Source organism: Erythrobacter sp. NE805 (assembly GCF_046452355.1).
Lineage (GTDB): Bacteria > Pseudomonadota > Alphaproteobacteria > Sphingomonadales > Sphingomonadaceae > Erythrobacter.
In genome coordinates this window covers 1-13,277 of the sequence record NZ_JBKFDI010000007.1, presented here as the reverse complement: position 1 = coordinate 13,277, position 13,277 = coordinate 1, and the positions used below count along the sequence as shown (strand labels likewise).

The window sequence follows — 13,277 nt, the reverse complement described above, 5'->3', positions numbered from 1 at the left end:
GGGTGTAGCGAGGCGAAAGCTTCTGGAGTCTCGGACAAGACACACTGGAGCACTTAATCGTCCTCAATCACGACCCCGTAGAGGTCTGCCCAAGCAAGATACGCTTTGATGTCCCCAGGACCGCGAACGATCAAAACGCCGGGAAGGTCAGTATCGAAGCTGACCTTGAAGGCTTGGATGACATAGTCCCGGAACCGCAAGATCACGGACCTCGCACCGGCGTGGTCATCCAGATACTCCGAAGCGCGGTGGTAGAGGTTCCACTGAGCGGTGGTGATCTCCATCGACGAGATCAGATCCTGAACGTGGTCGAGCGGTTCCATGTGAGCTCCCTCCTAAAGGCCCGAGATTATCAGCTCCCTCGCCGGAGTCACCTTGCCGCTGGCGCGATAGTTGAGGGAAACCTCCTCCATCGCGAAGCCGGCGAACAGCTCACGCACCTCGGCCCGGTCGTTGAGCGACAGGATAAACTGCCCCTGGAGCCCGTCTAAGAGGCCTCTGAGACGCTCGAAATCAGCCTCTGAGAAGATGTCCTTCCCGTAGTCATCGGTGTGTCCCCAGTAGGGCGGGTCAAGGTAGAAGAGCGTCCCGGGCCGACTGTCGTAGCGGGTGATGCACTCGCCGAAGTCGAGGCACTCGATCAGCACGTCCTCGAGGCGCTCGTGAACCGCTTCGAGCAGCGGCTCGACCTTGCTGAGGCTCCAGCGCGGCTGGTCATAGCTCACGCCGAAGGTCTTCCCCATCCCGCCGAAGCCGGCCTTCTGGAGGTAGGGGAAGCGGGCCGCGCGCTCGAGGTCGGTGAGCTGGTCCGCCGGCGTTGCGCGAAGGCGCTCGAAGTCGGCACGGCTGTAAAGCTGGAAGCGCAGGACATCGAGCAGCTGCTGGTAGTGCCGCTGGAGGATGCGGAAGAGGTTCACGACGTCGCGATTCACGTCGTTGATCACTTCGAGCTTCGGCCGGGCCGGGCGGCGGAAGAACACCCCGCCCATGCCGACGAAGGGCTCGACGTAGCGGGTGTGCGGTATGGCGGCGATGCGCTCTCCGATCCGGCGGGCGAGAGCTCTCTTGCCCCCCAGCCACGGAGCAACCGGCTGGACGGGGCGAACGGCAATCAATCCTTCTTTCATCACTTGCACCTTAGTCGGGCTCCGCCGCTTGCGGCCGGGGGAGCTGGAAGGCCGGTCATGACGGCCCAAGGTGCGAGACGACCCTCTCGCGGTTCGAGCTGGTGAGACAGCTCGACCACCCCCGTTTTCAGGAGGCGGCAATCTCCTTCTTTAGCTCGTCCTCGTCGAGGCCGGTGTCGATGAAGAACTCGTCGGTCTGCTGGACGGTGAGGATCTCGGCGAACACCGCGGCGACGCCTTCGTCCGCCTGCACCGCCTTGATCACCGCCTGCTTGTCGAGGTCGACCTTGGTGCGCAGGAAATCCTTTGCGCGGATCCAGCGCACCCGGCCGAGCCAGTCGACCACGTTGCCAACGCTCAGACCCCGCTTCAGCTTCACCTTCGGCGGGGTGAGCCGGATGCCGATCTTCGCACCCGCCAGATCGGCCGAGCGCTTGCCCTTGGCGAGCTCGTCCTTGCCGCCCGCCTCCCACCACGCCTTGAGCCCGGCGAACAGCGGCAGGGCCTGCGCTTTGAGCTCGGCGAGGCGCGTGTCGCGCTGAGCCTCGATCCGGTCGATCGCCGCCTCGGCCGCGAGCTGCTCGAGCGCGATCTCGCGGTCGATCGCGACGTACTCGCCGAGCATCAGCGTGGCCTCGGCCGCATCGGCGGGAGCGGGAGCAGCGGTATCCTTGCGACGGGGCATCAGAGGGTCTCCTTCAGGGGCGAGTTCACGGCGTCACCGTCACGAACAGGTTGGTGCCATCGTCGAGCTCGAGGCCGTAGGCTTCGGTCACCGCGCTCGTGGGGAAGGCGGCGGCGACCTGCAGCTGTCCGTTCCTGATGCGGAAGCGGCGGAACATGTCGCCGTTGACGATCCGGCCGGCATTGAGGCCGCTGCGGATCACCGTGCCCACTGCCGCGGTCCTCGCCACCGTCAGCGTCTCGCTGGCGACGAAGAGGTTGGCGGCGATCGCAGCCTCCAACCGAACCTCGGTTGCGGTGGCGCGCGTGACGATCCCGTTCCAGTCAACGCCGGTCGCATCGACGAAGCCGGGGCGGAAGCGGATGTCCTTGGGCCTGACCGTCCCCGGAACGCGGAAGCTGCTGGCGAGCGTGATCCCGTCGAAGATGGTCTCGATGCTGCGCACGCCGGGCTGGTCAGCGGCCGGCGCGGCGATGGTGGTGTAGTTGGTGATCCGCCCCATCGCGATCGTGTTCGGCGCCCCCGTGACGATGCCGCCCGAGTTCTGGATGCCTGACGTGAGGCCGCTGGTGGTCGAGACCCACACGTTGCTCCCGATCACGATATTGGCATCCGGACCGAGGCCACGGATCACCGACGCGAGCACTCCCGAGCCATCGGTGAAGCGCGTTCCGCCGTCCGGGGCGAACGTGATCGTGTTGCTGATCGTCTGGGTGCCGAGGATCGGCCTCACGCTCTGGAAATCACCGAAGGACAGGTTGTTCTGGAGGCCGGCGCCGATGATGCAGTTGGTGACGGTGACATCGACCAGATTGCTGAGGGCTTGGATGAAAAAGCCCTGCGCGCGCGGCGAACACGAAACCACGTCGGTGAAAGTCCAGTTGACGACGCGGGTGGTGCTGTTCGGTTGCGAGATGTCAGCATGGTAGCCGGTGTTGGACTGCTGCGGGGTCGTGAGCGTCGCCCAGGTCGGACCGGCATTGTAGCGGCCGTACATCGATCGCAGCCGGATGCGCGGGTTCGCCGCCGAAACGTCCCCGTTGCGCACGTTGACCCAGACCGCATTGTTGGGAGCCGGATAGGCGATATTGCGCTCGACATCGAACACGCCTGTCGCCTGCCACTGGTAGTTGGGACGGCTCGTCGCCCCGCTGATGGTCGGGGTGAAATTCGAAACGAAGCAGTACTGGCTGTCGTTCGCGTCGGTCGCGTTGACCACGCCCGCTGCATGCGTCCCGGCCCGGTAGAACCACTGGGGCTGAAGGCTCGCCAGCGCCACGCCCGATGCCGAGAGCGCCTGCCAGCCCGAGCCCGTATCGACCTCGATCTCGAACTGCGACTGCCAGGTGTCCTCTTCGGGCACGACGGCCTCTCCGAAGGAGGCGCGGGTAAGCGAGACTGTCCAGTAACCGATGCTTGGCGCGAAAGCGTCCTGCTGCCACTTGTCGCAGTGAAAATCGGTGATGTTGGCGGTGTACGCGTTCGTGCCGGTGCCTGTCAGGACAAGGCCGTTGGTGACGTGCGAGATGGCGACCCGGTTGACCGTGATCGGACCCTGTGCCCACTCGATCAGGATCCCGCGCCCGGCGCTGTTGTGCTCGAAGTAGCTGGTCACGGTCCCGCGCCGCAGCGCCCTGCGGCGGGTCAGCGAGCGCCCCACGACTGCGGACGCGTGAGCACCCATCACGAGCACGTCCTCGACCAGCGGCGCGGCGCTGTCCCGAAGTCGCAATGCGTTGGTGCTGTCTACGAAATCGCTGTTGCCCACCCGGATGTGCGGCACGATCCGGCGAATGGTGACGGCTCCTGTCGTGTCCAGCAGCTGGAAGCCCCTGATGCCCGGCCAGAGCATCGGGTCATCGTAGGCACCCTCGAAGGTGAAGGCGGTGGCGTTCGCCCCGCCTCGCTGGACGCGGACATCGAACCAGCGCTGGCCGACGCCCTTCGGGTTGGCTCCGATCATGTAGCTGCGCAGGCCCGTGTCGGAGAAGACCGAAGGCGCCTGGGCGCAGGGCAGAAGGAAGGTGCGCTGCGCGGACGCTCCACCCGAGAAGATTAGCAGCCGCTGGAACCGGGGCAGCGCGGCGTAGCCGAGGAAGGTGGCGGGGCAGGCTACCTCCACCGTGGTGTTGCCGCAGGAGCCGACCGCGATGTCATCTCCCAGCCAGTGGACGTTCGCCGGAAGCTGGCGCGGCCCGACCAGCACGGTATCGGCGATCAGCGGGCCGTTCTGGAGCAGCGGAACGCCCGAGGGGCGGCGGTTCGGCGGATCGGGCAGGATCGTCAGCCCGCAGATGTAGACCATGTCGTTGGTGGTCCAGGTCCCGGTGCGCGACAGCAGCGGCGAGACCGTGGCCCCGGCGTGAGCGGTCACATCAACCCAGATCTGGTAGAGCTTCGAGCCGTCCGCAAGCGTTTGGACAAGCCGAGCACCTCCAACGCTGGCGCTGTAAGTGAAATCCCCGGCTGTCGTCATGTCGAACGTAGTGATGGACTGGTTGCCATCGCTCGCTCGGCGGGTGCCGAGGCGGAACTGGAGTCCGGGCGTCACAATCGAGGCCACCACCCACGCGACAACCCGGACCGTTGAAACCGGGGTGACGGTGATGTTGCCGAAGTGCGCACTGCTGGACGCACCGGGCTTCCACCGGATCGACCGTCCCTGCCCGAGCTGGAAAAGGTCGGGGCCGGCATGTGCGCCCGAATAGAGCGCCTCGCTGCCCGCACCGCTGAAGGTCATCTGCGAAGAGTTGTTGGTCGCCAGCGGCAGGTGAACCGTCGCCGCACGCAGGCCGGCGGGCACCTCTCCCTCGGCGAGCAGATCGGTGGTGCCATCGGCCTCGATGAAGCGGCGCGGCGTGTTGGCCGGGGCGAAGCTCCAGCGCCCGGCATTGCACTCGAGGCGGTTGGCCGCGCTCTTGTATCCCACCGCGCCGGCAATCAGCTGGAAAGGCTCGACTGGCCGGTTGGAGGCGGCCGACCGATCGGCCTCGGCCGAGGCGGCGGCGGCGAACCCGGCCGCGGTGGCGATCTGCGCCGTGGCGGCGTTGGTGACATCGGTCACCGCCGCCGCACGGGTCGTTCCGATGGCATCCAGCGCAGCTAGCCGGTCGTTCGCGATCGCGTCGGCGGCGGCGGCACGGTCCTGGGCAATGTCTGCCAGCGCCCCACCGCGGGCCGTCGCCACATCGCCGAGCGCCGCGGCGCGATCGGAGGCGATCGCCCCGGTGGCGGCGGCACGGTCCTGGGCAATGTCTGCCAGCGCCCCACCGCGGGCCGTCGCCACATCGCCGAGTGCCGCGGCGCGTTCATTGACGATCGCCGCCAGCGCACCATTTCCGGACTGAATGACCTCAGCCGTCTTCTCGGTAGCCAGCTCCGCCTGCGCGGCAGCGTCGAGAGCGTGCTGCTTGCTGCTCTTGGTGCCCGGGCCACCCGGCTCTTCCCCTTCGGCCCAAGCTCGCGAAAGGGGTCCTTCAGGACCCGGAGGTCCCTGAATGCCGCGAACGGCAATATCGATGACCGGAGATGAGAAGGGTGAGGTGCTCATGTGACGTTGATCCAGATCTTGGGTGAGGAAACCTCTGCGTTGTCCTTGGAGATGCGAAGGCGGAAGCCGGCCATCTTCCCGTGCGGGATCTGGTCGCTCCATTCGATGTAGACCCGGTACCGGGCCGTGCTCGCATCAAGCCACTCGACCGTCATTCCGGAGATCGACGGGTGAGGCTGGAACGCTGAAATATTCCAGTCTCTCAGATCCATCGGCTCGCCGGTCTCGTCGCGCCACGAGCCCGTGAGCGTCACATCCGAGCCGCGGTTGATCGTGATCTCGTTCATGACGCAGGCGGCTCCGGCCAGTCGCTGCCATCCATGTCGAGATCGCGCAGCGCCTGACGATAGGCAGCCCAGGCGGCTTTCGCTTCCTCGCTGAGCGGAGCGTCGGGCAGCTGGGTCCAGTCGCTGGCTGCGAGACGCTGGTCGCGACGCTGGCGGCGTACGGCGCGCGCCTGGTCCGGATCGATATCCCGCGGGAGGGCAACCGGCTTGCCGTCCCGCAGGGCGATGGCCGCACCTTCGCGCTGCGCGGCCATCAGCTCCTCGAAGCGGGCCGCGGAGATCTCGGCCGCGCCCGCCGGGATCAGACAGTCGGGATTGTCGACCATGACCGGGCGCTTGCCGGCGGCGCGCTCCTCCTCACTGCTCCACTGCGGGATCTGGCGGGCGCCGAGGATCGCCTCGTGGTGGAAGCGGACGGCGCCGGTCTCGGGATCGATGTCGAAGTAGATCTTCATGGCTGTTACCTTCCGAAGGCGATGACGTTGACCGAGGCGCTGCTGTCGAGCGCGCTGTAGACAGACACGGTGCTCAGCCCGAGGCCGTTGACGAAGGGCGGGTTGTCCTGGATGCCGGCCCCGGCAGTCCCGCCATTGACGAAGGCGGCGCGCGCCTCGGTGGTGAACGACTGCGGCAGGGTCAGGATGGTCGTTCCGTTGGCGCCGACGACGGCACTGAAGAGCTGCACGATCACCGGCCCCAGCCTGATCACCCACGCGCCCGCGACCTCGGTCAGGCCGACGAGCCCGGCGAGCCCGGCCGGCGTCACGGCGACGTCGTCACGCACCTGCGCCGACACCTCGGCCGAGGTGGCCTTCGCGAGGCTGATGGTACGATCGGCCGCGAGGTTGCCCCCGCCCGTCAGCAGCCCGCCAGCGAGGATCTGCCGCGTCGTGGGCGCCGAGCCGCCGCCGGTCCCGACAACGCCGGCGATCAGCGCGACGATCGCGTCGTAGAGCTGGTCGTTCGTGCCCTTCTCGAGCGCGATGCCGGCGCCGAGGATGACCGCGACGATCTCCTCCTGCACAGCGTTGAGCCAGTCTTGGTCGACCAGCGTGGCCTGCTGTCCGGTCGCGGGGTCGCCCGGGTGGAACCGATTGGCGACGTTGCCGCTCGTGTCGATGCGATGCATGGGGTGCTCCTCAGATGAATTCGATCCAGAAATCGGGCTCGCGCTCGATGACGTAGGCGAAGATGACGACGGTATGGGCGGGCGCCGCGCGGCGGATGACGCACTCCAGATCGAGCGATCCGAAGCCGCGCACCCGCGTGCCGACCGGGTCGCCAACCTTGAAGTGTGCGATCGCCGGCCGCGGCGGTCCGGCGCCGTCGAAGGGCTGCACGACGACGGTCCAGGCGAAGGCCCAGTCCTCGTCCGTGCAACGGTCGCCGACCCGGAAGCCGGTGCGCAGCGGGCGGTGCTCCACGATCTCGATCTCGAAGCCGATGCGCGCCGCGAGGTCGATGAAGTCGGCACGGGATTGTCCGGCGACGCCGGTGAGCTTCTGCACCAGCGCGATCTGGCGCTCTCCGATGTTGTCGGGTGCGCCGGTGCAGGCGTCAGGAAGGCCAGCCACACGCTCCCATTCGGCAAGCGTCTCGAGAGCGGTGCGCGGATCGGCTTCGTCCAGGAGATCGATGGCGCGGACATCGACGCGGGCCAGCTCGGCCGCGAGCGCCTCCAGCAGCCGGGCGAAGGTCCTATCCGGCGCGAAGTCCCATGCCGCACCGCGCGGGAGCAGCTGCCGGAGCATCTGCGCGTGGTCCGCATCGCTGCGGGGGATGAGCGCCGCCTCGAGCATCAAACGAAGGTCACCGTGCCAAGCGAGGCGATGTGCCCGGGCTCAGGAGTGAAGTCGGTGTCGGGCAGCTCGATCGCGTGGCTGAACTCGCCCGCGGCGAGGCTGATCGCCTCGGAGATCCGGCTCAGATGGATCGTCCCGCCCGGCTCTGCCTCGCGAGCGAGGAAGTCGGCCAGCTCGGCGCTGATCGCCGCACGCACCGCGGGCGTGTTGGGCACGACGCGAACGACGATGTCGAGCGGCGCCGGCGTCGGCGCGAAGACCACCACCTCGGCCGTAACGGGCCGCAGGATGTCGAGCGCTGCCTGCACCGCATCGATATCGGCCTCGAGCGGGATGATGTCCTCGCGCTGGTCCATGACGAAGGCGACGCCGACCGTGCCGATGCCCATCCAGCCCGGGTAGACCCATGCGCGCGTGACGCCCGGCTGAGCGAGCGCCCAGGCGCGGTAGTCGTTGCTCGACCCGCCGCGCGGCGGGGTACGGATGCGATCGAGGAGACGGGCGAGCAGGCTGGCGTCATCCTCCTCGAGCGCGCCGGCAGTGCCCGCGGCGCTGACCGTGATCGCGGCATTCACGCCGACGATGGTGCTCGAAAGGGTCAGCACGGTTCCGACGGTCAGGTCCGCGTCCGGCCCGGGCTCGATCGCTTCGATCGAAAGCGCGGCCGTGCCCGCGGCGATCGTCGCCGGCGCCGTCACCCGATAGGCCTGGCCGTCGACTCTCAGCGCCTGCGTGCCGGCGGCGATCGCCGTCCCGTTGACCCCGGTCGCGGTGGCCGTGGCGGTTGCAGTGACCGCGGCCTTGCGGCGGATACCCCAATTCGACGCGTGGCGGGCGAGGAACTCGCCATCGGCCGTGTCGGGCAGGATCTGCCGGGCGAGAAAGTCGAGGTAGCCGTAGACGCCCGACATCGCTCCGCCATGCATCCGGGCAAGCACGTCGAGCACCGAATGCCGCAAGGCGCTGTCGGCGCCCGGGAGGCGGGTCTCGATATCGCCGCGGCTGCGCTCGATGAGTTCGCTGAGGGTCGGGCGGTTGAAGGGCATCAGGCGGGCTCCGGCGATGTGGCGGCAAGGGTGGCGGTCGAGGCTTCCCAGACGAAATCGAAGCGCTGGCGCCCCGGCCCGCCTGGCCGATCGACCTCGACAGCGATGGCCAGCAGATCCGGCGTTTGCTGGCCGGTGCGCACCTGTGCCTCGACCACCACCCGCACGGCCGCGGCGATCCCGTCGCGCACCAGCCACGCGAGCGCGTCGTCGCAGGCCTGCTTGGCCTGGGCGAGGACCTGCGCGGTGATCTTGGACCGCGAGAGCAGCCAGAGCAGCGAGCCGATGCGGGAGCGATCGCGCGCCGTGCCGGCGTCCGGCCGCGCGTCGCGGGCATAGGCATCGCCCCACCACCCGCGCCGATCGCCGCCGTCCTCGGGCAGCGCCTCGTCATCGGCCGCGCGGGCATCGGTGAAGAGCGAGATCAGGATCGCCGTGCGCATCCCGTCGTCGGTGGCGAGCTGCCCGTTCGCGAGCAGCAGGTCGGCCGCCATGGCATCGGCATTCCAGACGAGGGCGAGGTCCGTCATGCTGCCGTGACCTTCGCGCTGCCGCTGACGATCTTGCCGGTCGAGAGGTTCACGTCGTCGCCGACGCGCGCCACGGCCGGGCCGCCAGCGCCGCCCAGCTGGACGTTATCGCTGTCGATCGTCACCCGGTCGGCCGAGACGTCGGCCGTGTCGCAGGTGACCTCGATCGCAGGCGCATCGATGGTGAGCCTGCTCACCGCCGTGATCGCGATCGCCTCCCGGCCGAGTTTCACCACGTTGCCGAGATCGTCGAACATCGCGACCTCGCCGTCCGCGAGCGCGGTGAGGCGGTAGCGCCGGTCCTCGACCACCAGCGCCACCCCGTGGCTGCGAAGACCGCCGGCGAAGACCACGAGCGCCTCTGCGCCGGGATGGGGCACGCTGGTGAAGCCGTAGTTCTGGAAGCGCTCCACGGCGTCCTGGCTCTCGTCGGCGAGGAGCTCGAGCTGCAGCTCCTGCGCCTGCCGGGCATCGTCGACCAGGCGCACGATCGCGCGCGCGACCATCCCGCGAACGCGGCCCTCGATGCCGCCGAGCATCTCGCGCACCTGCCCGATCATGCCTTGGGCTCCGGTTCGGCGAGCTGGGTCCACGCCTCGGGCGGGACAAGCTCGAAGGTGGTGACGGTCCCGCCCTCGGCATCGCGGCTGAAGCGCAGCCGCTCGATGAGGAGCGATCCGGAAAGGCCGGCCGAGGGCACGTCGCAGGTCGCGCGCATGCCGTGGGCGAAGGGCTTGCCCTCGGCGTTCAGCCATCCGGGCACGGTGATCTGCGCCTGCTGGGAGCGGCCCGATCGCACCGCCGCCTCCCACTGGGCGCGCTTCTTCAGGGAAGCCGGGTCGGACTGCTCCTCCCCAATGATCAGCAGCGGCCGGTACCGCGCGACTGCCGCGTCCTTGGCCTCGCCCTTGACCTGTGCAACCGACGCGCCGTTGCGCTGGTCGCTGCCCGCCGCCTGTCCCTTGACGATGTAGTCCGAAAAGCGGTCAGAGGTCGTGCTGGTGAGATTGGCGGAGATCACGTTGTCGCCCTCGGCGAGACGGCCGATGCTGGCGTTGCTATCGGGATTGCCGATCCGCAGCACGCCGTCGCCCGCCGACCATGCGACCAGCCCGCGGTAGCGGCACATGCGCTCGATCGCGGCGAAGACCGTCTCGCCCTGCTGAAGCGCGAACTTGCTGAAAGCCGCGCCGGTCTCACCCGCGATCTCGATCGGGATGCCGAAGGGCTTCACGAGCTCGGCTGCGATCTGCTCGAGCTTGCGATTGCGCCAGCTGCCAGGCTTGTGAATCGCCGAGCAGTCGACGAGGTCCGCGGTGCGGTCCCGGCCGCGCACATCGATGCCGCGCTCGTCCGGGCCGACGAAGCGGGTCAGGCTGTCAATGTAGCCGGTGATCAGCGGCACGCTTGCGAGGACAACGCGGCACTCGGCGCCCTGGCGGATCGGCCAGTCCTCGGCCCCGGTGCGCTCCTTCGCGGCGAGGCGGAGCGAGAAGGTGCCCGTCATCTGGTCGATGCCGCGCTCGATCTCGACCGTGGTCCAGCCCGAATAGGCGATGCCGCCCAGCTGCAGCTCGACGACGTGATCGGGGAGCGTGCTCATGCCGCAAGCACTCCGCTGTCGACGGTCGTTGTGAGCAGCTCGATATCGACGCCGGCGGGCACGAAGCCGGGGTGCGCGACGCCGTTGCGCGCGACGATCGCCGCGGCGCGCGCCTCGAGCGTCATGGGCGTGCGGCTGCGCTGATCAGCGTTGCCGCCGTAGAGCCGGTGGGCAAGCACCAGGGCGGGCTCGCTGGCGCTGAGTCGCAGCTGGTAGATCCGCGCGAGGGTAGCGCCGCGCACGGCTATATCGCGGGCCAGCGCACGCCGCAGGCGGTCGAAGACGCCGGCGCCCTCGTCATCGCCGCGATCGGCCGCGGCGATCGCCAGGCGGTCGAGCCGCTCGCCGATGCTGTTGCGGACGGCGATCGCGTCGTCGTAGCTCGGATAGTCGAGCGCGCCGGCGGTGCGCACCAACTCGGCCGCGCTCACCGCCCTGAAGAGCTGGAGGAGCGCATCGCGGTTCGCCTGCTCGAGCACGCGTTGTGGGGTGCGGACCGGGAACTCGGTCTTGGTCGGCTGCCAATCGACCATCATCTCGAGCGACTGGAGCCGGGTGCGCCGCCCTCCGCCCGACAGCGCCGAGACCGCGAGCACAAGGCCGGTGATCGACTGGGCGAGCGAGAGCGGCGCGCGCAGAAGCGAGGTGATGTTGGCGGGCAGGAAGTTGAGCCCGGCCTCGAAGGCGCGCAACGCGGGCCCCACGCCGCCGCGCAGGCCTGCGGCGAGCTGCGAGACATCGCCGATGCCGCGTACGATGTCCGTGGCGGCATCTTCCACGAAGCTCGCCGCCTGATCGATCGAGAAGCTCGCCGCGAAGCGGGCTGGCGCGTCGGCAGTGACCGCGTCGGCCGCGGCGGCGCTGTCGTCGCCCACGGCTGCGTTGGCAGGCGCGGCCACCGCCTGCCCGGCCTCGCCGAAGGTGACAGTGAAGCGCGCGATCCCGCCTTCCTCGGTGCTGGTACGGCACGAGTACTCGAACACCACGGCCATCATCCGGCCGTACTGCGGATGGACGAGGAGGCCCGGACCTGCGGCCTCGAGCGCGGTCAGCAGCGCGTCGCGCCGTGCGATGTAATCATCGCCGATCACGTGGCAGTCGATGGTGAAGGTCTTCGCGCGGGCGCCGAGATCCTCGGTCACCGGATCGTCGCGCCCGGGGAACTCGTGGCTGACCACGCGGCGCCCGCCGGCGCGCTCCTCACTCTCGGTGCGGAACGCCGCGCCGCGGAAGCTGCCCTGCTGGATCTGATCTCGCCACGCCATCAGGCCGCACTCCGCATGGTGCGGCCGGTGCGCACCTCGATCGGCATGGCGGTGCTGGCCGGCGCGATCGCGGTGGCGCGGGCGCTGTAGCCTGGCGGGGCAGTGATGCCGATCTCGAGCTTGCCGCCGACATCGACGCGCGACTGCTTAGGCCAGAAGCGCTGATTGAGCTGCTGGGGCATCAGCGGCGGGGCCTTAGGACCAGTCCCAGATCGCGGCTTGAAGCCCGGCGCCGGCGCGCGCCACCTCTCCGGCATCCGGGAAATCGCGTCATCGCCGGCCTTGTCCGTCTCATCGAGCCAGCCTTTGACGCGGCTCGCCAGCGAGACCGCCTTGCCGAGCAGCTCGACGAACTTTGTAAGCGCCTCCACGCCCGAAGCGAGACCCCGCCCAACGGCGTCCCAATCCGTCTCCTTGATGAACTTCTCACCCCACTTGAAGGCCGCGACGAGCTTGTCGGAGATATCTCCAGCCCACTTCTGAAGCTCGCCATTCGCGGCCATCTCGTTGACCCTGTCGAGCAGGCCCTGAAGCTTCCCCTTCACGAAGTCGAAAATGCCTGCCTTGGCGACCATGAGCAGGAACTTCGACCACATGTCCTTCAGGTTCGCGATGATCCCGAAGAGCGTCGTAGCCTGGCGCTCCATCCCGCCGCCGAAGCGCTCGTTGAAGATGCCGACCAGCGCTTCGCGCACCGCCTCACCCTCTCCCTTGGCGACGCGGGTAATAGTCTTGCCATTCTTGACGTAGCTGAAGGTGGTGCGGTTGCCCGCCTTCTCGGCCCGGATGCTGAACTCCTTGAGCCGCTCGTATTGATCGGTCATGGCATCCGCGATCGCTTGGACCGCGCTGTCGAGCGGCTTGGACATGCCCGAGGCGGCATCGCCGAGAGCCCTGAGCGTGCCGTCCATCGGATCGATGCCGTAGGCTTTCAGCGCGACAAAGGCCTCCATGACCTGGTCGAGCTCGTAGGGCGTCTTCTCGGCGAACTGCGTCACCCACGCCATCGACTTCCGGGCTGCCGCGACCGAGCCTTCGGTCCCCTCAAGCATGGCTTGGTACTGCTCGAACTGCCCGGCGGTTCGGAACAGGTCGAATAGCGCGAAGCTGCCCGCGCCGACGGCTGCCGCGCCGCCGGCGAGCACGCCGTTCTTGAGCAGGCCGAACGCTCCCACCCCCAGCTTCTTGAGGCCGCGGCCGGTGGCATAGCCCGCGCGCTCCGCAAGCTTCAGCCGGCGTTCCAGCGCGAGCAGATCCCGGCCGAGCCGCCTTGCGCCGGCGCCGGCGCGATCGAAGGCCTGACGAAGGCCGAGGGCGGCGAACCGGCGCCCACTCCGCGCGACGTCGGCGAGGCTGCGCTCACCGCTCCGCAGATCCCCGGC

Annotated in this window: 14 protein-coding genes; all 14 read right to left on the bottom strand. The window is 68.6% G+C overall.

The features are described 5' to 3' along the window. Positions 1-53: 53 nt before the first annotated feature. Complete coding sequence (locus ACLBKU_RS17420) at positions 54-323, bottom strand: hypothetical protein (protein WP_410180840.1); 270 nt, start codon at positions 321-323, stop codon at positions 54-56. Between the two features lie 12 nt (positions 324-335). Then, on the bottom strand, positions 336-1,127 hold the full coding sequence (locus ACLBKU_RS17415; RefSeq protein WP_410180839.1) for a DNA adenine methylase: 792 nt from the start codon (positions 1,125-1,127) through the stop codon (positions 336-338). 127 nt (positions 1,128-1,254) lie between these two features. Further along, complete coding sequence (locus ACLBKU_RS17410) at positions 1,255-1,812, bottom strand: host-nuclease inhibitor Gam family protein (RefSeq protein ID WP_410180838.1); 558 nt, start codon at positions 1,810-1,812, stop codon at positions 1,255-1,257. A 25-nt stretch (positions 1,813-1,837) separates the two neighbouring features. Continuing rightward, positions 1,838-5,362: a hypothetical protein gene (locus ACLBKU_RS17405; RefSeq protein WP_410180837.1), complete on the bottom strand. Its 3,525-nt coding sequence runs from the start codon at positions 5,360-5,362 to the stop codon at positions 1,838-1,840. After that, the gene (locus ACLBKU_RS17400; RefSeq protein ID WP_410180836.1) at positions 5,359-5,649 is read right to left on the bottom strand and encodes a hypothetical protein; all 291 of its coding nucleotides are present in this window, start codon (positions 5,647-5,649) and stop codon (positions 5,359-5,361) included. Before ACLBKU_RS17400 ends, ACLBKU_RS17405 begins: the two co-directional genes overlap by 4 nt. Continuing rightward, positions 5,646-6,104, bottom strand: a complete 459-nt coding sequence (locus ACLBKU_RS17395; RefSeq protein WP_410180835.1) for a phage tail assembly chaperone — start codon at positions 6,102-6,104, stop codon at positions 5,646-5,648. Before ACLBKU_RS17395 ends, ACLBKU_RS17400 begins: the two co-directional genes overlap by 4 nt. 5 nt (positions 6,105-6,109) lie before the next feature. Further along, on the bottom strand, positions 6,110-6,778 hold the full coding sequence (locus ACLBKU_RS17390) for a hypothetical protein (RefSeq protein ID WP_410180834.1): 669 nt from the start codon (positions 6,776-6,778) through the stop codon (positions 6,110-6,112). A 10-nt stretch (positions 6,779-6,788) separates the two neighbouring features. Continuing rightward, entirely contained in the window at positions 6,789-7,448 is a 660-nt protein-coding gene (locus tag ACLBKU_RS17385) for a YmfQ family protein (protein ID WP_410180833.1), read from the bottom strand. Next, positions 7,448-8,497 carry a baseplate J/gp47 family protein gene (locus ACLBKU_RS17380; RefSeq protein WP_410180832.1) on the bottom strand — a complete coding sequence of 350 codons (1,050 nt, stop codon included), beginning with the start codon at positions 8,495-8,497 and terminating at the stop codon, positions 7,448-7,450. Before ACLBKU_RS17380 ends, ACLBKU_RS17385 begins: the two co-directional genes overlap by 1 nt. After that, a complete protein-coding gene (locus tag ACLBKU_RS17375) occupies positions 8,497-9,027 on the bottom strand; it encodes a phage GP46 family protein (protein ID WP_410180831.1) in 531 nt (176 codons plus the stop codon). The genes ACLBKU_RS17380 and ACLBKU_RS17375 overlap by 1 nt, the downstream gene beginning before the upstream one ends. After that, positions 9,024-9,587, bottom strand: a complete 564-nt coding sequence (locus tag ACLBKU_RS17370) for a phage baseplate assembly protein V (RefSeq protein WP_410180830.1) — start codon at positions 9,585-9,587, stop codon at positions 9,024-9,026. Before ACLBKU_RS17370 ends, ACLBKU_RS17375 begins: the two co-directional genes overlap by 4 nt. Continuing rightward, positions 9,584-10,630: a phage baseplate assembly protein gene (locus ACLBKU_RS17365; protein WP_410180829.1), complete on the bottom strand. Its 1,047-nt coding sequence runs from the start codon at positions 10,628-10,630 to the stop codon at positions 9,584-9,586. The genes ACLBKU_RS17370 and ACLBKU_RS17365 overlap by 4 nt, the downstream gene beginning before the upstream one ends. Further along, complete coding sequence (locus tag ACLBKU_RS17360; protein ID WP_410180828.1) at positions 10,627-11,895, bottom strand: DNA circularization protein; 1,269 nt, start codon at positions 11,893-11,895, stop codon at positions 10,627-10,629. The genes ACLBKU_RS17365 and ACLBKU_RS17360 overlap by 4 nt, the downstream gene beginning before the upstream one ends. Then, a partial coding sequence (locus ACLBKU_RS17355; RefSeq protein WP_410180827.1) for a tape measure protein occupies positions 11,895-13,277 on the bottom strand: 1,383 nt, incomplete at its 5' end. The genes ACLBKU_RS17355 and ACLBKU_RS17360, both read right to left, overlap by 1 nt.